Source organism: Paraburkholderia sp. BR10923 (assembly GCF_040948765.1).
Lineage (GTDB): Bacteria > Pseudomonadota > Gammaproteobacteria > Burkholderiales > Burkholderiaceae > Paraburkholderia > Paraburkholderia youngii.
This window is the reverse complement of the sequence record NZ_JBFPKO010000032.1, coordinates 40,021-60,156: the sequence shown is the minus strand read 5'-3', so window position 1 is coordinate 60,156 and position 20,136 is coordinate 40,021. Positions and strand designations below refer to the sequence as shown.

Annotated in this window: 19 protein-coding genes and 1 pseudogene; 8 read left to right on the top strand and 12 right to left on the bottom strand. The window is 60.8% G+C overall.

Annotation, left to right across the window (positions count from 1 at the left end; genetic code table 11):
* Positions 1-389 precede the first annotated feature (389 nt).
* From AB3X94_RS35970 to AB3X94_RS35935, 8 genes are all read right to left on the bottom strand, one after another.
* On the bottom strand, positions 390-1,388 hold the full coding sequence (locus AB3X94_RS35970; protein WP_368593690.1) for a site-specific integrase: 999 nt from the start codon (positions 1,386-1,388) through the stop codon (positions 390-392).
* On the bottom strand, positions 1,385-1,999 hold the full coding sequence (locus AB3X94_RS35965) for a tyrosine-type recombinase/integrase (protein ID WP_368613976.1): 615 nt from the start codon (positions 1,997-1,999) through the stop codon (positions 1,385-1,387). The genes AB3X94_RS35970 and AB3X94_RS35965 overlap by 4 nt, the downstream gene beginning before the upstream one ends.
* A 168-nt stretch (positions 2,000-2,167) precedes the next feature.
* Positions 2,168-2,323 carry a hypothetical protein gene (locus AB3X94_RS35960; RefSeq protein WP_368613975.1) on the bottom strand — a complete coding sequence of 52 codons (156 nt, stop codon included), beginning with the start codon at positions 2,321-2,323 and terminating at the stop codon, positions 2,168-2,170.
* Complete coding sequence (locus AB3X94_RS35955) at positions 2,320-3,567, bottom strand: tyrosine-type recombinase/integrase (RefSeq protein WP_368593688.1); 1,248 nt, start codon at positions 3,565-3,567, stop codon at positions 2,320-2,322. The genes AB3X94_RS35960 and AB3X94_RS35955 overlap by 4 nt, the downstream gene beginning before the upstream one ends.
* 88 nt (positions 3,568-3,655) lie before the next feature.
* Positions 3,656-4,486: a site-specific integrase gene (locus AB3X94_RS35950; RefSeq protein WP_368593687.1), complete on the bottom strand. Its 831-nt coding sequence runs from the start codon at positions 4,484-4,486 to the stop codon at positions 3,656-3,658.
* 135 nt (positions 4,487-4,621) lie between these two features.
* On the bottom strand, positions 4,622-4,843 hold the full coding sequence (locus AB3X94_RS35945; RefSeq protein ID WP_176112165.1) for a hypothetical protein: 222 nt from the start codon (positions 4,841-4,843) through the stop codon (positions 4,622-4,624).
* Positions 4,844-5,035: 192 nt separating this feature from the next.
* Positions 5,036-6,469, bottom strand: coding sequence for an MFS transporter (locus AB3X94_RS35940; RefSeq protein ID WP_368593686.1), 1,434 nt, complete (start codon positions 6,467-6,469; stop codon positions 5,036-5,038).
* A gap of 323 nt (positions 6,470-6,792) precedes the next feature.
* The gene (locus tag AB3X94_RS35935; protein ID WP_368593685.1) at positions 6,793-7,653 is read right to left on the bottom strand and encodes an IclR family transcriptional regulator; all 861 of its coding nucleotides are present in this window, start codon (positions 7,651-7,653) and stop codon (positions 6,793-6,795) included.
* A 166-nt stretch (positions 7,654-7,819) separates the two neighbouring features.
* Here AB3X94_RS35935 and AB3X94_RS35930 point away from each other — a divergent pair, with 166 nt between their 5' ends.
* From AB3X94_RS35930 to AB3X94_RS35915, 4 genes and pseudogenes are all read left to right on the top strand, one after another.
* Positions 7,820-8,803, top strand: a complete 984-nt coding sequence (locus AB3X94_RS35930) for a hydroxymethylglutaryl-CoA lyase (protein WP_368593684.1) — start codon at positions 7,820-7,822, stop codon at positions 8,801-8,803.
* Positions 8,800-10,074, top strand: a complete 1,275-nt coding sequence (locus tag AB3X94_RS35925; RefSeq protein WP_368593683.1) for a CaiB/BaiF CoA transferase family protein — start codon at positions 8,800-8,802, stop codon at positions 10,072-10,074. Before AB3X94_RS35930 ends, AB3X94_RS35925 begins: the two co-directional genes overlap by 4 nt.
* A 90-nt stretch (positions 10,075-10,164) precedes the next feature.
* Positions 10,165-11,475, top strand: coding sequence for an MFS transporter (locus tag AB3X94_RS35920; RefSeq protein WP_368593682.1), 1,311 nt, complete (start codon positions 10,165-10,167; stop codon positions 11,473-11,475).
* Positions 11,450-12,596, top strand: a pseudogene (locus tag AB3X94_RS35915) (amidohydrolase); the annotation flags it as partial. The gene AB3X94_RS35920 and the pseudogene AB3X94_RS35915, both read left to right, overlap by 26 nt.
* Before the next feature lie 204 nt (positions 12,597-12,800).
* On the opposite strand, the gene AB3X94_RS35910 reads toward AB3X94_RS35915, so the two are convergent.
* From AB3X94_RS35910 to AB3X94_RS35895, 4 genes are all read right to left on the bottom strand, one after another.
* Positions 12,801-13,046, bottom strand: coding sequence for a hypothetical protein (locus AB3X94_RS35910; RefSeq protein WP_368593681.1), 246 nt, complete (start codon positions 13,044-13,046; stop codon positions 12,801-12,803).
* Complete coding sequence (locus AB3X94_RS35905; RefSeq protein ID WP_368613974.1) at positions 13,043-16,183, bottom strand: SNF2-related protein; 3,141 nt, start codon at positions 16,181-16,183, stop codon at positions 13,043-13,045. Before AB3X94_RS35905 ends, AB3X94_RS35910 begins: the two co-directional genes overlap by 4 nt.
* A 69-nt stretch (positions 16,184-16,252) precedes the next feature.
* A complete protein-coding gene (locus tag AB3X94_RS35900; RefSeq protein WP_368593679.1) occupies positions 16,253-17,047 on the bottom strand; it encodes a hypothetical protein in 795 nt (264 codons plus the stop codon).
* Positions 17,048-17,169: 122 nt separating this feature from the next.
* Positions 17,170-17,517 carry a hypothetical protein gene (locus tag AB3X94_RS35895; protein ID WP_368613973.1) on the bottom strand — a complete coding sequence of 116 codons (348 nt, stop codon included), beginning with the start codon at positions 17,515-17,517 and terminating at the stop codon, positions 17,170-17,172.
* Between the two features lie 544 nt (positions 17,518-18,061).
* On the opposite strand from AB3X94_RS35895, the gene AB3X94_RS35890 reads away from it, so the two are divergent.
* The 4 genes from AB3X94_RS35890 (at position 18,062) to AB3X94_RS35875 (ending at position 20,124) form a co-directional block, all read left to right on the top strand.
* Entirely contained in the window at positions 18,062-18,403 is a 342-nt protein-coding gene (locus AB3X94_RS35890; RefSeq protein WP_368593677.1) for a DUF1173 family protein, read from the top strand.
* Between the two features lie 96 nt (positions 18,404-18,499).
* Positions 18,500-19,108 carry a DUF1173 family protein gene (locus AB3X94_RS35885; protein ID WP_368593695.1) on the top strand — a complete coding sequence of 203 codons (609 nt, stop codon included), beginning with the start codon at positions 18,500-18,502 and terminating at the stop codon, positions 19,106-19,108.
* A 136-nt stretch (positions 19,109-19,244) separates the two neighbouring features.
* On the top strand, positions 19,245-19,757 hold the full coding sequence (locus tag AB3X94_RS35880; protein WP_368593694.1) for a phospholipase D family protein: 513 nt from the start codon (positions 19,245-19,247) through the stop codon (positions 19,755-19,757).
* 46 nt (positions 19,758-19,803) lie between these two features.
* The gene (locus AB3X94_RS35875; protein ID WP_368593676.1) at positions 19,804-20,124 is read left to right on the top strand and encodes a hypothetical protein; all 321 of its coding nucleotides are present in this window, start codon (positions 19,804-19,806) and stop codon (positions 20,122-20,124) included.
* Positions 20,125-20,136: the final 12 nt, after the last annotated feature.

Below are 20,136 nucleotides of genomic sequence, written 5' to 3'. Positions count from 1 at the left end.
GCACCTCAGGTGAGCGCCGGAAGTGCCGGGCGAAACTGGAAACTTGCAGCAGATAGGCCTTCTGGGTGTTGTCTGCAAGGTTGCGGATCTGCATGTCATGCAGCATGCGTTTGCGCAGCGGTGTCATGGCGAACCTCCTGAAACAGTGAATGGAATGCCCGATCGGGCACTTCCATACTGCTCCAGGCGGCTGGCCTGCCATGCCGGCGGTTCGGCAGTAGACCACCGTGCTGCCTGAACGTCAGGCATTGACGTCAGCCATTCCCCCCACTACCGCTTCAGCGGTTTAGTACAAACTTGACTATCTCCCGCGCCGAACTATGTCCCGGTGCGCAGAGCACCGTGGTACGGTAACGCACGGCCGAGCGCTAAGCGGGACATAGATCTGGTCACGAGTTTTTCAGAAACGCCAGCAATCGGTCATCTGGTCGATACCGTCCAGGCTTCCCGTTAGGCGGTGTAGTCCTGTCAAGAACCTCCTGTTTCAACGTCAGATTAGCGTCGAGATAGATTTGTGTAGTTTCCACCGATTCGTGACCAAGCCACAGTGCAATGACCGACGGGTCGACGCCTTCTTGCAGTAGGTCCATTGCAGTCGTGTGCCGCAACACGTGTGGGCTTACGCGCTTGTTTTTCAGCGATGGGCATTCTTTTGCGGCGGCTGCGACGTGCTTGTGGACGAGGTAATGTACGCCGTGTGCGCTAAGCTGACCGCCTCGCGCATTCGGGAACAGTGGCTGATTTTCGGCCCGCGATGGTTCACGAAGCCAGGCGGCCAGCACTGCGCGCGTGCTCTTGCTCAGTGGCGTACAACGCTCCTTGCGTCCCTTGCCAATTACTCGCACATGCGCGCCGATGCCGATATATAGATCTTCGCGTTGAAGGTTGGTTAGTTCCGACAGGCGTAACCCTGTCTGAACCGCCAGCAGCAACAGTGCGTGATCACGGCGACCTGACCAGGTATCTTGGCCAAGTGCGGCCAGCAAGGCATCGACCTCCTGCCGGCTCAGGAAGGGCACCAGGGTTCGGCTAAACCGTTTGGCCGGAATGGCCAGCACCCGTTGGATGTGCGCAGCGTGTGACGGCATCTCGAACGCCGCATATTTGAAGAACGAATGCACTGCAGTTAGGCGCAGATTACGCGTTCGGGCCGTCACCTTCCGGACCTTTTCCTGTTCATCAAGGAACGCCGAGATCAGCGACGCATCGACGTCTTCCAGGGCCAAGCTGGATGGCGCTTTATGCAAGTGCCGCTGGGCAAACTCAAGCAACAGCCGGAATGTGTCGCGGTACGATGCGATCGTGTGTACGCTTGCTTGACGCTGTTGAATCAGGCGCTGGATAAAAAACTTCTCCAGCAGGACGGCGAAACTGGGCTCGCGTGTCATGATGAGCCTCCCCAGCGCCGCTCGAACCGGGCCATCGCCAGCGCCATCAACTCGGGAGAGCCGCTCAGATACCAGTATGTGCCGACTACGTATACGTGCCCGAGGTAAGTCGACAGAAGCGGCAACAGGCGCCAGGCATCTTCCCCAGACCGATACCAACGTGTCAGAACTTCGACAGCGAAGCGGTGACGGAAGTCATGCAGACGCGGCCCTTTGCTGGCACCTTCCGCCCGCAAACCAGTTGCCCGCGATAGTGCGTAGAACACGCGATGAACGCGCCCCATGTCCAGCCGAGTTCCGCGGCCGCTAACAAAGACATAAGATGAGACGCGATGACCGAAGAACTGCTCGCGGCGCCTGAGGTACTCTGCCAGAGCGGCACAGGTAGTCGCATGAATGGGAACCAGGCGCGAACGACCTTGTTTTGCACCGCGAATCGTGAGAATAGCGTTATCAATGTCCACGTCATCCAGCTCAAGGCTCATTGCCTCCCCGATACGCATGCCCGTTACACTGAGTAAGCCGATAAGGCAGTAAAACACCCACGGCCGCAGCGGCGTCGACGGCCAGGTCACCGGCAATTTCAGTGCTGCGTCCATGAGGTTTATCACTTCTTGCTCCGTGTACAGATGTGGTCTCGCCCGAGTGGAACGGTGCGGCAACAGACTTACTGGAGGAATCTCAGTGCGGCTATCGGTGGCGCTGCGGTAGCGGGCAAAGCCGCGCACAAAGCAAAGCCGCCTGGCCCACTCGGCGGGTTGAACCGAAGGACGTTGCGATCATTCGACCGCCAGGCCATTGCAGATGTACTCTGCCTGCCGTGCTTCCATGAAGTCGATGAACTGGAGCAACAGCCGGCCGGCCTCGCGCATCTTGAAGCCAAGGCTGCGGCGCAGGTCAAGGTACTCTCTGAGTCCTTCTCGAAGCGAGTTCATCGCACACCTCCCGGCCAGGCCATCGCCAATGTCCGGAGTGTGTTGACATCCACCTTCGCGTAAATGCTGGTGGACTGCACGCTACGATGGCGTAGCACCCGGCCAATCTCAGGCAGCGAAGCGCCGAGCTGCAACATGCGTACGGCCAAAGCATGCCGGAATTGATGTGAGCCGCGATGAGGCGCGTCGACTCTCGCTCGTAGGATTGCGTGACGCACAATCGTGCCAATCCCGTCTGAACCTTCCATCAACCCGCGTACCGGCGCCACGGAACGAAGGAAGAGGTGCCGATCTGGACAGGAGGGCCGCCCGTGCTGGAGATAGGCGGCGATTGCTTCACCAACGTCGGCGGCCAATGGCAGGAGGCTCTCGCGCCCACCTTTTCCACGCACGCGCAATTGAGCGCGATCCCAATCGATGTCGTCCAGCGTCACCCTGACGATCTCGCAGGCACGCAGCCCCAGCCGCGCCAGAAGCAGCAGCACGGCGCGATCGCGTAACCCTACGGCACTCAGTCGGTTACAACTGTCGATTGCGCGCTGGGCGTGTTCCGCTGAGATGGCTCTCGGGATTGGGGGCGTGCTCGCCCAGGCGGCCACCGTTGGCACGCTTGCCGCAAGTCCTGCGGAGACTTCGCCACGGGACTGGGAGTAACGGAAGAACGACCTCAAAGCGTTGGCAATATTCTTCAGCGCGGCCGGCCTCATGCGCTTTGCTTCGCTCTGAATGAATGCTGCTGCGTCGGCCGCACAAACATCAGACAGGCAAATATCTCCGCGACCGAAACGCCACACCAGGAATCTGCGTACCCACCTCGCATAGTTCTCGACAGTCACTTCCGCTAACCCCTGCTCATGCCGCAGGCACAACGCAAACTTTTCGATAACGTTGTCAGCGGCCGCCGCGAGCGCTTGAGAGGCATGACACACGCCTCGACTACGCAAGTAGTTCATCAATAGTTGCAACGCGCGCAGTTCCCGGCGTCGGGTCTCGAGGCATCTCGATCGATGCCGCGATCGCAACCGCTGGTATCGTGCGATGTCGCTGTCGTTCAAGGCACACAATGAAAGCCGCCTATCGTTGCACCATCGCCCAAATGCAAGCGCCTGTCGGGCAACCAGAAATGCATAACTCTCCGAATATTGTTGCTCGACCAGCCACTCGACGAATGCGACAAGGTGCTCAGATATCAGGCCTCCAACGGTGCAGACCATCGTCTTGGCGCTCACATAGGAATGCTCCACGGTCTTCTCCTTTCAGGCGGAAAGTGCCCGAAAAGAAGCATGCCAATGTTGAGCGCCCACGCCGCATCTTCATGAACAACGAGGACCTTCAATCCAAGCGGGACATAGTTCGGCGCGGGAGATAGTCGAGCTTCGCATGGCCGAGCAGCACCTGGATCACGCGGATGTCCACCTTCTGTTCGAGCAGGTGCGTCGCGAAACTGTGGCGCAGCGTGTGCATGGACACACGCTTGTCGATGTGCGCGGCCTCGGCGGCGGCATGAATGGCGCGGTTCAGTTGCCGCGTGCTCAGCTGATCGAGTGGATCGAGCCCAGGAAACAGCCACCCACCCTCGGGCATCCTGCCCTGCGCACGGGCCACACGCCACCACACACGCAGACGCTCGAGCAGCACCGGCGAGAGCATGGCGTAGCGGTCACGGCGGCCCTTGCCCTGCTCGATACGCAATGTCATGCGTTCGCTGTCGACGTCAGAGACCTTCAGCGCGACCACTTCGCTGGCGCGTAGCCCCGCGCCATACGCGACCGACAGCGCGGTCTGGTGCTTCAGGTTGCCGGCGGCCTCGATGAGCCGCCGCACTTCATCGGGGCTGAGCACGACGGGCAATACGCGGGGCACGCGTACCGGTTGCATCCTGACCATCAGCTCGGGCCGGTCGAGCGTGACGGTGAAGAAGAACTTCAGGCCGGTGATCGCGTGGTTCAGCGACACGGCCGATGTGCCGTGGTCGACCAGATGGAGCTGGTAGCGCCGCAGGTCCTCGACGGTGGCCGTGTCAGGTGAGCGCCCGAGAAACCGGGCGAACTCACGCACGATGTGCAGATAGATGTCCTGCGTCTTGGGGGCAAGCTGGCGCATGCGGATGTCGTCGATCATGCGCTGGCGCAGCGGACTGACGTTTGACTGCGAGGAGGTCATGATGGGGCTCCTGCTGGAGAACGAGGCGGATTGCCTCATTCGCCAACATACGGAACCGCGATGCCGGCCTCTCCATGACCACCGGCGTCTGACCGTAGCCCCTACCGCGCGAGCGGTTTAGTCCAACGGCCAGTTTCAGTCATTCAAGTTTGATTTGCGAACGTCGGCTTGCTGGCTAGCATGAGACACTGCTCGTGCATGACAGTCGGCAACTGTATTCAATGGAATAGCTTCGATAATGATCGGGTCGGCGCCGCGCACTGCAACCGTACGCGAGGCCATCAGCTTGTGCTCAACCAGCATCGCCTCGCTTTGAAAGAAGCGAGTCTCGAGATTTTTAGTCGCATCGGACATCATCCCAGCCCGGTCCCTGTACAAGTTGCGCCAGTTCGCTGCGCAGTAAAACTCCACTCCCGCATTCATATAGTTGGCACGAACCAGCCCATCGTCGCGAGAGTCGCTTCAAGCGTCAGTCCTCGTGCTTCGCGACGTCGGGCAGGACCGCGTTGCCGCGCGGATCTCTAACGGCGAGACCGCGATTTCTTGCGCTCAATGAGAGATGTCGTCGAGCGTGCGATTATTCGTGCGCGGACCGAAGAAGCCGATCGCGCCCATGATCACCACCATCGCACCGCCTATCAACCCGAATACGCCCTCAACACCAAAGTGCCGCAACGCGAAGGCGATCATGAACCCAGAAAACATTGCGGAGAGGCGCGACATCGAATAGACGAAGCCGACCGCCGTGGCACGGATGCGTGTTGGGAAAAGCTCGGTCTGGTAAGCGTGATAGCCGACCGAGAGCAGTGTGCCGCACAGGGTGATGAGCACCCCTAGCATCATCAGAATCGCGGGCGACGATTGTGTTGCGAACAGGCTGCCGAAGACGGCTATGCCGAGCGCGGAAAGCACGATCAGCGTCTTTCGTTCAATACGATCGGCGAATGTCATGGCGATCAAAGGCCCGAACGGATTCGACGCCGCGATGACGAACGAATACATCAGGCTATGCGTGACGGTCACGCCTTTGGAGACGAGCAGCGTGGGTACCCACGACGCGAAGCCGTAGAAGCCGATCGCCTGGAAAAGGTTGAAGACAAGCATTGTGATGGCGCGGCGGCGATACGGGGGCTGCCAGATCTCCCCGAAACGCGCCTTGCCGACGGTGACCGCGCGCTCGACGCGTTCCACTGGCGTGGGCAGCGCTTTCCCGTATTGCTCCATCACCTTTGCCTCGAGCGCGTGCGTCACGCTTTCCGCTTCTTCGAGACGGCCTTGCTGCGCGAGCCAGCGCGGGCTCTCCGGCACGCGGCGGCGGATCGCCCACACGACAAACGCGCCCAGCGAGCCGATGACTACCACCCAGCGCCATCCGTCGATGCCCCACGGTGTGCGCGGCACGAGCCACCATGCGAACAGTGCGACGGCAGGCACGGCGGCGTACTGCACAAGATGCACGAACGCGAAAGCGCGGCCGCGCAGATGCATCGGCACGAGTTCGCTGACGTATGTATCAATCGTCACCAACTCAACGCCCACGCCGATGCCCGCGATCAGACGCCACAGATTGATTGCGGACGCGCTGTCTTGCCAAGCCATCACAAAGGTCGCTACCGAATACCAAAGCAGCGAGACGGTGAAGGTCGTCTTGCGTCCGAAGCGGTCGGCAAGGCGTGACAAACAGAACGTGCCGATGAAAAGACCCGCGAACGATGCCGCGACGAACGCGCCAAGCCCCGAGAAGCCGAAGAACGACGCCGTCGTCGTCGAATACAGGCCGCTTTTGACGAGGCCCGGTCCGACATACGCGGTCAAGAATAGATCGTAGAACTCAAACCAGCCGCCGACAGCCAGCACGAAGACCAGCATCCATATCGAGCGCGTCGCGGGCAAGCGGTCGATACGCGCGTTGATTCGCTCTGCCTCCCCAACGATAGGTGAACCGGACGAGAGCTTTGTCCCATTAACGGGAAGACTGGCCATCTGCATATCTCCTGGCTGTTTTACTGAAGTTCTGTTAGATAGAACGTAGTTCTGTGTAACAGTATTCCTATGGTAGCCGTGCAGGTAGTGAAGGAGCGACTAGGGATAACCAGCGCCGACCCGTGCCTTGCATGCCGGGCAAGCGCATCTTTCAGCACGTACGGAGTGGGATCGGCTCAACAATGAATAACGACGCCTTTCAGCCAGCCGGGAAAGCTGGGCGCTGCGCGCTTTGGTCGCTGTAAGCGAGGATGTGATCGTTGCCGCAGCAAGGCGATTCGCGCTTTGCGCGGCATTCAGATGGCATGCCGGGGTTCACATGCCTAATGCAAAGGGCGCATGCTCAAAGGCCGCGTGCCTGGGTCAGGCATTTCCGTATCGACATCCGCTTTTTCCGATTTGGCAGCGTCTTCGTCGACGAATCTGGCGATGCTTGCATCGTATCTCGCACCAATGCCCCCCAAGTCGACCGTTGCTCGCTTCGCGCTGAGAAGCAATGCTTTGAGAGCAACGTTGATGGTGGCTGGGGCGTCGAATCTGCCTTTCGGCCCGGAGAGGGTCAGAGCGCCCAACAGCTGACCGGTTGAATCGAACACCGGCACTGATGCTGACGTTGTTTCGGGATCTCGTTCACCGTATGAGACCGCGCAGAATCGTTCCCGCACCTCATTCCAGCGCGGATCCGATGATTCACTGAATGCGAGCAGCACTTTGCCGGAGGCGCCTTTGTCGATCTCGAATTCCTCGCCAATCCGGATCGCTACTCTCACGCTTCTCGAGGGCTCCACGCGATACAGGACCAGGCGCTTGTCACCTTGCCGGACGTAAAAAGAGGCCGTCTCGCCCAGGTCGCGACTCAACTGCTGAAGGATGGGTTCCACAACGGGGCCGACTTGAAAAGACCGCTGGTAAAGCGTTGCGAGGCGAAGCGGTTGATGTCCGACAGCGTACTGACCGTCATTCAGCTTCCGTATAAATCCGCCGTGCTCCAAAGCACCGAGCAACCGCAAGACCGTGCTTTTATACAAGCCGGTGCGGCGCGATAGCTCGGTGAGCGTCAACCGGTCGTCGGTCTGGCCGAAAGCGTTGAGAATCGCGAAAGCCCGATCCAGAACGGCGACTCCACTGCTTGTGTCCGATGCGTCGAGCGACCGCTCTGCATTCCCGGGCCCACTGATAGTCATCTCTTCTCCTCCCTGGTTATGCCGTCACTCTAATGTTTCGCGTGACAGAACTCAAGTTCTGTTTTTCGCGATTTCGGGGTTTACCCGTCTTCACCAAGTCGCAAAGCGCACCTATAGTTCTATCCCATAGAACGCAGGTCTGCGTGTTAGAACCAAGGAGTCAGTCGTGAATACGCCCAATCCCAAGGTGTTGATCAGCGAGGTCGGTCCGCGTGACGGATTGCAGAGCATCAAAACTGTCATGCCCACGGCAGCGAAGCTGCGATGGATCTCGGCGCTCGCCGCTGCAGGCCTGAAGGAAATTGAAGTAGGCTCATTCGTGCCGGCGAAACTGCTGCCTCAGATGGCTGACATCCGCGAGGTCGTCGCGCATGCGCTCTCCCTTCCCGGTTTGCACGTCGCGGTTCTAGCGCCGAATCTTCGTGGCAGCCAGAGCGCTTTCGAAGCAGGCGTGCACAAGGTGACGCTGCCCGTTTCGGTGACCAACGAACATTCGCTGGCCAATATCCGCAAGACCAATGCGCAGATGATTGAAGAAGTGCGCAATATCGTCGCGCTTCGTGACGAGCGGTTTCCCGGCGTGCAGATCGAGGCCGGTGTTTCGGTCGCCTTCGGCTGCACGATCGCGGGCACTGTGACCGACGATCAGACCATGCGCATGTGCGTGGCAATGGCCGAATGCGGCGTCGATGAAATCGGCCTGTCCGATACGAGCGGCTACGCGAATCCGACCCAGGTTCGCCGGCTGTTCCGCCGTCTGCAAACGGAACTCGGCGCAAAGGCCGGCGGGGCCCACTTCCATAACACGCGCGGACAGGGGCTGGCCAACGTCGTTGCAGCGCTCGAAGTCGGCGTGACGACGATCGATTCCAGCCAGGCGGGTCTCGGCGGCTGCCCGTATGCACCGGGCGCGACCGGCAACATCGTGACAGAAGACCTCGCCTTCCTGCTCGAAGCCATGGGCTATGACACCGGTGTGGACATCGACAGGCTGATCGCCGCCCGTGCAATTCTCGCCGAGGCGCTGCCCGGCGAAGCGTTATACGGACACGTGCAGGACGCGGGGCTCCCAAAGGGATTCGCGTATGCAGACGGCCGCGCACCCAGCGCGCCGCAACCCCAAGGCTGCCTCACTGGAATAGCGCAATGAGCGAAGTACAAGCAAACCAGAATCTGCCGTATAGCGGCGTACGCGTCGTCGAGATGACGCACATGGTGATGGGGCCGACATGCGGCATGGTGCTGGCGGACCTGGGCGCGGAGGTGATCAAGGTCGAGCCTATTTCCGGCGACAGCACGCGCGCTTTGCGCGGCTCCGGTGCGGGCTTCTTCAGCACGTTCAACCGGAACAAGAAGAGCATCGCCGTGGACGTAAAAGATCCGCGTGGCGTGGAAATCGTTCACAAGCTCCTCGCTGGAGCGGACGTCTTCAGCGAGAACTTCAAGAGCGGCACGATGGACAAGCTCGGCCTCGGTTATGCCGCGCTGTCCAGGCTCAATCCGCGTCTCGTCTACGTGTCGCATAAAGGCTTTCTGCCTGGCCCATACGATCATCGCACCGCGCTCGACGAGGTCGTGCAGATGATGGGCGGCCTCGCTTACATGACGGGACCGGAAGGCAGGCCGCTGCGCGCCGGAACGAGTGTCAACGACATCATGGGTGGAATGTTCGGCGCGATAGGCGCGATGGCGGCGCTGGCTCAACGCGAACGCACGGGCCGGGGTCAGGAAGTGCAGAGCGCGCTGTTCGAGAACAATGTGTTCCTGGTGGCTCAACACATGATGCAGTACGCCGTGACCGGCAAAGCGGCGGCGCCGATGCCAAGCCGCATTTCAGCGTGGGCCGTCTACGACGTGTTCTCGGTCAAAAACGGCGAGCAGATCTTCCTGGCCGTTGTCTCCGATACGCAATGGGCGCTGTTCTGCGACGCTTTCGGGCTGGCGGAGCTCAAGGCGGACGAGCGTATCGCTTCCAACAATCAGCGCGTGCAGGCCCGCGATTGGTTGCTGCCGCTGCTTCGAAAGCAGATGGAAGCGTTCACCGCGGCCGAGATCAGCACGATTTTCGAGCGCTGCGGACTGCCCTATGCGCCGATTACCAAGCCGCAGGATCTGTTCGACGATCCGCACCTGCTCGCCACCGGCGGACTCGCCGAAGTGACGTTGCCGCCCGATGCAAGCGGCGCGGGACAGCCCATAGCGACGAGGACTGCGCTGCTGCCCTTGACCTTGGATGGTGAGCGCCTGCACCTGCGCGCGGCGCCCCCTTCGCTGGGTCAGGACACTCAAGCGCTTCTGTCGGGTCTCGGATACACACCGGAAGACCTCAGACAGTTGACCGAGGCTGGGGTAGTCAAGTGTCAGGACGCCCAGCCTGGCGATGCATCGAACCCGTCGGCGAACGAACTCGCCAGCGCCTGAAGCAGCGAAGCAGCGAAGCAAATAAAGAATCACTAAGCCGCGGAGGCCGGCAGGGCCTTTTGCGCGCCGTGATTCGACTGGAGACGAGACATGACATCCATTTCATCGGACATCACGACAGGCAGCGCGGTGGGTTCCACCCTCGAGCAGTCCGCAGTCAGGAAAGCTGCGTGGCGCTTCATTCCGCTCCTCGCGTTGGCGTACTTTTTCAACTATCTGGATCGCACGAGCGTCGGTTTCGCGGCGTTGACGATGAATCACGATCTGGGTTTGACCGCCACACAGTTCGGCTGGGGGGCGGGCATCATGTTCGCCGGGTACTGTCTGTTCGAGGTCCCGAGCAACCTCGCGCTGTACCGCTTCGGCGCGCGGCGCTGGCTCGCCCGCATCATGATCACCTGGGGCTTCTTCGCAGCGGCAACGGCATTGGCTGTCGGCCCCAAAAGCTTCTACGCGGTCCGGCTGCTGCTCGGCATCGGTGAGGCGGGCTTCTTTCCCGGTGTGATCTTTTTCCTCGCCGTCTGGTTTCCGGCTGGCTATCGCACTCGGGTGCTCGCGTGGTTCACCGTCTCCACGCCGTTGTCGTCGCTCGTCGGTGGTCCGCTCTCGGCGGCGCTGCTCCATATGGACGGCGTCCTGGGACTGGCGGGCTGGAGGTGGATGTTCATCGTTCAAGGATTGCCCGCATGCGTGCTCGGCTTTCTCGTACTGAAAATGTTGGCGGATAAGCCCGCCGATGCGAAGTGGTTGTCCAACGAGGAACGGCAAGCTCTGCAAGGCGCGTTTGATCGGGAAGGCTCGTCCCGTCAGAAGAAGAAAAATTTCGTGGCAGCGTTGAAGGACGCGCGGACCTACATTCTGGCGATGATTTCCTTTGGCTTTACGATGGGCTCTTACGGCATCGGCATCTGGCTGCCTCAGATGCTGCGGGCTCACGGGATGAGCGTAATGCAGACCGGCTGGATGTCGGCCGTGCCTTACTTCTTTGCCACCGTCGCGTTGCTCTGGTGGGCAAAGCGGGTCGATCGTCGCGGCGGCCCGATCGCAAATCTCGCCGCAGGCCTTTTGATTGGTGCGATTGCGCTGGGTGTCTCGACGTATTTCCATCAGCTGGTTCCGGCGATGACTGGCATCACGCTCGCGTTGATCGGCACGATTGCGGGCCGGACGATCTTTTACACGCTTCCTGCCCGGTTCCTTTCCGGACAGGCGGCTGCCGGTGGCCTGGCCTTTATCAACTCGATCGGTGCACTCGGCGGCTTTGCGGGACCGTACCTCGTGGGTTATCTGAAGGACAGTTTCGGTACGTTCGAGGCCGGCATGATTGGTCTGTCGATTGTGCTAGGCATCACGACATTGCTGACTTTGTCACTTTATGCATTCGATCGCGCAGAGCGCTGATAGCAATACCATCATCACCCGACGCCGCCGCTTGCTGAGCGCAATGGCAGTACCAATGATGCTGCCTGCTATCGCTCTACGTCAGGCGTTTGCAAACAGGAAAACATGCCGTGAGTACGACTAGCAACTACCTTCCCGTTCGGTCGGACTGGCTCGCCTCTGGCACCGAGGCTGCGCTTGAGCCCGACATGCCGATCATCGACGCCCATCACCACTTTTATGAACGTCCGGGATGGACCTATCTTGTCGACGAGTATCTCGAGGACGCGCGATCCGGTCACAACATCACCGCGTCGGTGTTCATGCAGGCGTTGACCCGGTATCGCCCGTCGGGTCCGGAGCCGATGCGACCGGTCGGAGAGATCGAGTATGTCGCGGGTGTCACGGCTCCTTTGCAGAGTGGCGAGCCGCAGGTTGCGAAAGGTATGGTCGGCTATGCGGATCTTCGCCGGGGGCCGGCGGTGCGCGATGTTCTCGAAGCGGAACTGGATGCTGGCGATGGTCGTTTCCGTGGCGTTCGGCATCTGGTTACCTGGGATGCTGACCAGACGCTGGTGAATCCGATTTCGGCAGCGCCGCGGGGACTGCTGCTCGATCGCGACTACCGGGCCGGGGTCGCGGAGCTCCGATCGCTGGGGCTGTCGTACGACGCATGGCTGTTCTTCCCGCAATTGCCGGAGTTGTTCGATCTGGCAAAGGTCCATCCTGATACGCCTTTCATCATCAACCATTGCGGCGGGGTAGTCCGCATCGCCAGTTACGCAAGCCACCGCGCTGAAGCGTTCGACGCCTGGTCGAGCTCAATGCGCGCACTCGCTCAGTTGCCGAATGTCTATGTGAAGGTGGGCGGACTCGGCATGCGTATCAATGGCTTCGAGTTTGAAAAGGGCGAGCGACCGCCGTCATCGGATGAATTGGCGCAAGCGTGGAAGCCATGGATGCATACGTGTATCGAAGCGTTCGGTGCGGACCGCTGCATGTACGAGAGCAATTTCCCGGTGGACAAGGGCTCCTATCCATTCAGTAATGGTTGGAACGCCTTCAAGAAGCTGACTGCACAAGCTAGCGCTGACGAGCGCGAGGCCTTGTTCCGGGGGACGGTGAGCAAGGTCTATCGCCTCACGGAAGTGCGTCGGAACGATCAGCGGGCCGGCTGTAAGCCTGTAATGACCGCTGTCGATCAGAAAGCTGCGTTTGGACAGGCTTGAACGTATGACAGAAACGGGTCGGCTGCTGTCCTCGGGAAACGCTCGCCCAAAAATAAAGCCCGGCGATGATCTGCCGGGCTGATTAAATGACTTGGTTCCCGGAAATCTCCGGGAAACTCAAACAGCCGTCACGACGGCGGTTGGGATCGCACGTGAGAGCAACGTGGTCACGGCGCCTGAGACGTTCCAACCGACGAACGTCCTTTCATGGGCTTCGTGTACCAGACGATCTAGACACAGCAGCTCCACGCCGTCGCGCTCGATGCGACCAAGCACACCGGCTACAACTGCTCGCCTCGTTCCTTCGCGCTTGAGCGTCACGACGCCGTCGCCGACCAGCACGCTTACCTGTGACTCCTTCATGCAGCCTCCTTCAGAATTGCTCGCATATCGCGTGCGGTATGGTCATGTACGCTTGCCAGATCCTCGACGAAGCGATCCAGAAGCGAGTCCATGTGCAGAAACGTCTCATCCTCGAGCTCGGGCGTCGCCCAGTCCAGTCCCGCCTGCATCGAATCGCGCTTGTGCGCAACCATCTGCGCCTGATACTCATCGATGCTGCCGGGCAGATGGAAATACTCCACCTTCAGCACGCCCTTGCGGTTCCAGCGCAGCGCGCGCCGCATCGCCTGATACTCGATGCGCCACGTCCACGACCGGTCGTAAAAGAGCACGTAGTCCGCGTTCGGCAGGTTGTAACCCGCACGACCGGAGGCCTTCGTCGACAGCAGCCCCGTTGCCCGACCGGTGATGAACCGCCGGTCCTTGTCGGCCACCCGCTTGCTGATCGGGATCTCGCCATGAAACAGAACCGTATCCACGCCATCGGATGACAGTTCCCTGGCGATCGCATTGAGTACGCCCGGATTTTCAGCAAACACGATCGCCTGCTGCCCCTTTGCGGCGATTTCCCGCATACGGGCAATGATCGCGCGCTGCTTGCTCGTCAGACCCGCGAGTCGTGCGACGCCCTCCATCCCGTACTGCGGATAGTTGGCGGCGAAATGCACGGCACGGATGCGCGCGAGAATCGTCACGAGGTTGCACGCTTTCTTGTCATCGCGCGAGCGTCGATACCAGTCCGCAAACTCGTCGGCCGCATCCAGATAGGTCGCGAGATGCTGCGCGTCCCAATCCATCGTGTGCGTGGTGACCACGGGCGGATCGATCCGGATGCAACGTGACACGTCGGGTTCGCAGACCAGCCTGCGCTTGACGTGCGGTGCAAGCATCGCGCGATACGCATGCAGGTTGCCGATCTTCGGCACTTCGCGCTTTGCCCCTTCCTGCAGGCTTTCCGCGAATTGCCACGTGACCCACTCCAGCACCACAAAGTCATCACGGAACCGGTCGACGCCGCGCATCGCGAACTCAACCGAGCTGATCCAGTTCGGCTCGATATAGCCTCGCCGATACCCATACGGCTGCGCTGCCGTCCCATCGCCACCCGAAAACGCCATCAGCCCGAAGGCATCACGCGGGTAGTTAGGAATCGGACTGCCCGTCAGCACGTAACGTCGCCGGGCAGACAACTGCCAGAGCGCACGGCTCTGGTCACTCGTCGGATTGGCCAGCCGCTCGCCTTCATCAGCCACCAACAGGCCGATACGGCGGCGCAGCCTGTGCGCATACGTTACCCGCGCAGACTTCGCCCGATCCACCGGCATGCGCAGACGCTCATACGAGATCAGGTTCACCTGGCGAAGATCCTTCAGATCCTCCTCGCTGTCGATGACCTTCACGACGGACGGGTCAATCGGCAGTTGCGCCAGTTCGTTCAGCATCTCGCCGATAAGACGGGCCTCAACCACGATCAGACCGTGCGTGACGCCCGACAGCAGGATCAGCGCGATAGACAGACGCGACTTGCCGCACGCCTGCTCCCATGCAATGACGCAACCCTGCGGCTTCATCAGCGTTTCAATCAGATCGTCCTGCTGGAACTCCCAATCGAGCCACTGATCGATGCAGAGCGCTTCCATGCGACGACGAAGCAGCGCCGCATGCTGTGGAAACGCCGTCGCCAGGCCCTCGTGCACGACTTCCCAGCCCTCCGCGACGTTCTCAACGCTGAACCTCGCGTTGAGCTCGTCGACGGCGAGCATGCTCGCCACTCCGTTTACGGTGTATCCGTAGCGCCCGTCGGCCTCCCGGGCGAAAACGACCGTGTCACCGGCCCGTACAAGCGGACTCGCCCATTTCGTTGGATCGATCTTGTGGGTCGCGCGAGCGACACCGGTAACCGATTCCGCGGAGCGGGCGCCCGTCGTCCAGACTTCGTGACGAAGCGGTACCGCCTGCCGCGCCGACCTGCGCGCGCGCCTTGCAAAATGCTCAACGAAGCCGGGGGCGAACTCCGCCTTGCCGCCCGCGGACTCGATATGCTCGACCAGCCGGTTCAATGCATCGGAAGGATCATCCTGCACCAGATACGCCTCCATATCCAGCAGGCCCTGCCCCGCGTACCGCATCCCACGCGGCAGTCTATGACCATCGCGCGAATAGATCCGCCGATCCAGCACGTGATTGAGCACCATCGCCTCAACGAATCCACAACGGAACCGTAGCGAAATCCGGCGGCCGTCGTGACAGATCGTGACCCGCTGATCGCCCGTCACGGGCCGCGTAATCGCGGGCTGTGACTCATCGAGCGATTGGAGTCCGAGCTTCGGCTTCGAATGTGCGCTCTCCTCGAAATGCAGCTTAAGATCAGCGACGGTCATGGACGGATCGGACACCTGCTCGCGCACGAACTGACCTATCGTGAGGCGGTAGCGATCGAAGACGAGAACCGCCGTGCGGACATTCGCGCCCTCTTCCTTGAACGCCTGTACCGGCATCTCGAAGAAACCCGCGAGACGGTGCGCCGCGCGCTGCAACGGCGAATCGCTGTCGCAGGTAGCCGATGCGATCGCATCGGCGAACGTCAGTGGCAGCAACGCCACAACGACCTGCGCAGCGTCGAGCGCCTGCTGAAGCGCGTACTCGTGGCTCAGCGCCGAGGTGCCTTGCCCATATCGACCCCACGTTGTACCGGGTAGCGGCTTGAGATGCGGTGACTCGAGGTGTAGCGAGAACGGCGGATTGATCAGCGCGATATCGAACGACCTGGGGTGGATATCCTCCATCCCGGCTCGCCGGAAATCGCAGTCGAACCCGGCCGCCTCCATCGCACCCTGCACCGCGATGATTGCGTCGCCATGCACGTCGACGCCATACAGCGCGTGACGATCAGGGCTCGCATACTGCAACAGGCGGGCGGACCCAACCGAGTTGTCCAGGATCGACACCTTGCGTTTGGGCAGGAAGTTGCACACGAACTGCCACATGAACAGCGCGATCGCATCGGGGGTGAAAAACTGCCCCAGATGACGCTGGCGGGCCATATGCAGCTCGCCTTGATGCGCGACACCTTCATCCTGTGAGCCGAGACTCACGATGCTGCGAAGCGGCGCGTACCAGTCCGCATCCACCAATTCCATTAAGTCAAGTTGCTCCATTGCAGCTCCAGAAAAAGAAAGGCCCGCATCAGCGGGCCAGTGAAAGACAGGCGGATTCGTGACGACCGCTCAGAAGCGGTGACGATTCGCCAGATGCTCGGTACCGTACTCGCTGATAAACAGCGAGAGTGCGTCGCCGACCTGATGCGCAAACTTGAACTGCCACTTCTCGTTGAACATCACGATGTCGAGGCCGTCGAGTGACACCTTTTCCCGCGTTGTGAAGTGGTAGTCGACCAGTCGCCCGCGCGTAAGCTGTGCGGACAGTGAATCGAATCCGGCGTCCGACGCAAACGCTGCAAGACCACGGATCAGGCCAGTGGCTGTCGTCGACGAGTGATAGGTCGCCTGGCGCTCGTTCGATCGGTAGACCTGCTCGCTCCAGATTCGAGCGTCCAGGATGATCGCGCTGCTGGTGCGCTTTATCTCCGACTCCGGACGAAGCCCGAAGCCGTCGATCACCAGCTTTGCAGCCTGAACGAGTCCGATGCGCTTTCCAGCGTCGCCACTGAACGTGCGTTCCAGGTGAGCCCAGAAAGCGTCGAAGTCGGGACACTTCCCGGCCTTCAGTGCGCCGCGAATATCGATCGACGCGTTGGCCAGTTCCTGCTCGTCGTTGATTTCCAGCCGACCGCCCGGAGGCGAGAAGCGACGGATCGCTTCCCCGACCAGCACATGAGCCAGACGCGAGCAGAACTCCGAGAGCTCGCGCTCGGTTGAGTACTCCGACCGGACGCTCGCTGCGCGATACGGATATTCCGAATCCTTCGGAAAGGCGGCAACCTCTGCCGCGCAAACTTCCAGATATGCGGCAGCTGCTTTGGTCTGCGCGTCCTTGAACTGTTGAACGAGTGCTGTGTACATGGTGCTTCCCTTGTGGATGAGACGGGAGAGCACGCCCAGTCGGGAGTGATCCCGTCTGGGTAAGTGGATTGCCCGCAGCTGCGAGCCAGGTTGTTGCGCCGAAGCGCGTGGATTACTGCAATTCAGATGCCGTAGTGGTTGCGTACCCGACGACGACGCTCGGCGAATGCAAGTCCGCCAGTCACCGATTCGGGTGCTGCCACCACCAGAAGGCGCAGGGCCGCTGCGCGGTAATGGTTCGAATACCGCTTCGTCGACTTCACGATCCGCAGCAGGCGATCGTGTGTCTCGTACGAGGGGCAATGCATCTGCATACCGATGCGAAGCAGCCGATTGATGTTCATGATGCTCCCGTGTCGATAAACGGGAACACGCCCGCAACGGGTGTGAAACCCCTCGGGCTGAACAAAAAGCGCCCACCTGCTGCGGGCGTTTAGTCGATGCGTCACTGACGCGTTGGATGCATACATGCTACCGCTCGCGTTCCGGTGGCTTTCCCGAAATGGGCGCGAATTTTGTATGGCTTTTAGGCTTTTCCGCGCTCAGACGTCGGCGCATGCTTATCCAAAGATTTTCTGGATAACCCTGTGGATTGTTCCTTGCCGGCCACTCGCCGCAAGGCGATTATCAGGTTTGCATCAAAACGCGGCACCAGCAGAAAGCGTGAGCCGGCTCAGCCACTTAACCGGGAAAGCTCCCGAAAGCCGTATAGCTTTCGCCGCATCAAAGCGCACCCTTAAAGCTCCCGCAAGCGTGCAGCTTTCGCATGTCACCGTGCTCGCCGCGCGGCTCAAAATGGCTTACGCGCCTTGTCCGCGCGGATTCAATGAGCCAGTTTTGATGCCCGATGCCGCCGAGGTCCTTCGAACGCCTCTACGGCCAAATTCAAGGTGCGTGCAACATGTTCAACGTAAGCTTCGACGGCGGCACATTCCCCTTAAGCGACGTTCAGGAAAATCCCGCGCGGTACGTGAGGCGGCTTGAACGCGCAAAGGTAACGCCCGGGTACGCCACATGCGAGTGCGGCGGTGCTGCTTCGCTCCAGCTTGTGATCCGCCGTTTTACGGGTCGCTGTTCCATCTGGCCGGATGGCCAGACGATGGACATCGTCACGATCGCGCCTGCTCGTTCTTCAAAGATCCGAATGTTGCACCTTCCGTCCGCGGCGGCGACTCCAAAGCAGCCGTCCTGTCGACATCCACAGGCCTGAACATAAAATTGGACGCCGCGCTAACCACGCGAGAAACCACCTTCGGCTCTCGCGGCTCGGCAACGGAAACCCGATCCCACCAGAGCCGGCGCTCGGCCAGCCTGCTCGCCTTCCTCCAGACCTTGTGGGTCGAAGCTGCTGGCTGAGGCAGGGACGGCCCTGATCAACGGTGCCGATGCCCAGAACGTCCTGCACATCATGCGTCGCTTCGATGAAGCCGATCGCGTCGCAATCAATGCCGAATTCGATGCTTTTATCGCGCGGCTCACGACAGAAAAAGGAACGACACGGCGCGGACTCATCATTGGCGAGGTAAGCGAGGTGGCTCCGACCCAATATGGTCACGCAGTAAGTCTGCGTCAGAGCGCGCGCAGGTACTACGCCAGCACCAGCCTGATCGAGCACGCCGCGCGGACTTATGGCATGCGTGGCGCGCCCTCGGCGAGCGCAGCGCGCGCGTCGTTGCCCTCCTTCTCGTTGAGCGCACTTCAAAGGGCCACCTGAAAGTTATTGATCTGGCTGCAATGCTCTGCTCTCACGCGTACCTGCCCTGCGATTCGATTCACGAAGTCGCGATGGCCAACCGGCTTGTCACTGAGCGGCGCGACTTCGCAAAGCCCGTTCGTATGTCAGCAGAGGACGACATGTTGCCCGACTTCGTCTTACGGGACGCCGGCGTGCGGACGCACATCGAGGTCTATGGAATGAACGGTGTTCCAGCCTACGAGGCACGCAAGGAGGAAAAGCGGGCGCTTCGGCTCGCGCGTGGCATACCGGCCGTCGAATGGGATGTCGATCGGGAGCCGCTCACGCAGGTGCAGATTCCGCCGCCTTCGATGCGTGAGACTTGACTTCGCAAGAGTCCCGCTACCCTACCCTGGAAGTACGTGTCGCTGGCGCGCGGCGCGCCCCAGCGCGCGAATCAACACAGGGAATCTCACCATGCAGTTCACGAAGGCAATCACAAGCGCGGCAGTGGCCGCAGTAATGGCAACCGCCGCCCACGCTTCAGCAGGCGGTGGCGCGTGCCAGCCGGAAGTCGGCTTCTCGCCCGAAGGCAGCGCGGCCGCATTGGTCGACCGTGCGATCGACAGCGCCCAGCGCTCGATCCGGGTTTCGGCTTATTCGTTCACCTCGCCCGATGTCGTGCGTCACCTGCTCCAGGCGAAGCGCCGTGGCGTCGAAGTCGCCGTCGTTGTCGACGGCAAGAACAACCTCAGCGAGGACTGGTCCGGCAAGGCCCATGCGGCTATGAACCTGCTCGTGAACGCGAACATTCCCGTGCGCACCGTTAGCGTCTACCCGATCCACCACGACAAGGTGGTGATCGTTGACGGCGCGACGGTACAAACCGGTTCCTTCAACTACAGCCAGGCCGCGGCGTCTCGCAATAGCGAAAACGCGCTCGTGCTCTGGGACTGCCCGGGCGTCGCCCGGGGCTATCTCGAGCATTGGCAAAGCCGCTGGGACCAGGGCGTCGAATTCCGTTCCTCCTATTGAAAGCGCTGGACTTCCAGACGCTCCGACCCACTGAACAGGAGTACCCGTGCAACAGATATCCCAGGTAGTTCAGGACATCCTCAATCTGACGCGCTATGCGGCGTCGCCATTCGTGCTCACCGGTCGCCCCGATTCTGTGCGCCAGTGGCTTTCAGTGTTGCAGGAGCGCCTGAACGCGATCCGGCAGCGGGTCGACAACGCGCTCGCGTCATTCGAGGAGACGCGAGAGGATGAGAACGACTGGACAGACGAAGAGCGCGTTCTGAGCAGTGAATGGGTACAGCGCAATTTTCCCAACGAGGCAGACAACGTCAGGGCGGCACTGCGCAAGGCGTGGGTCGACGGTCAACGACTGCGCACGCGGTAGCGGATGGCGGAG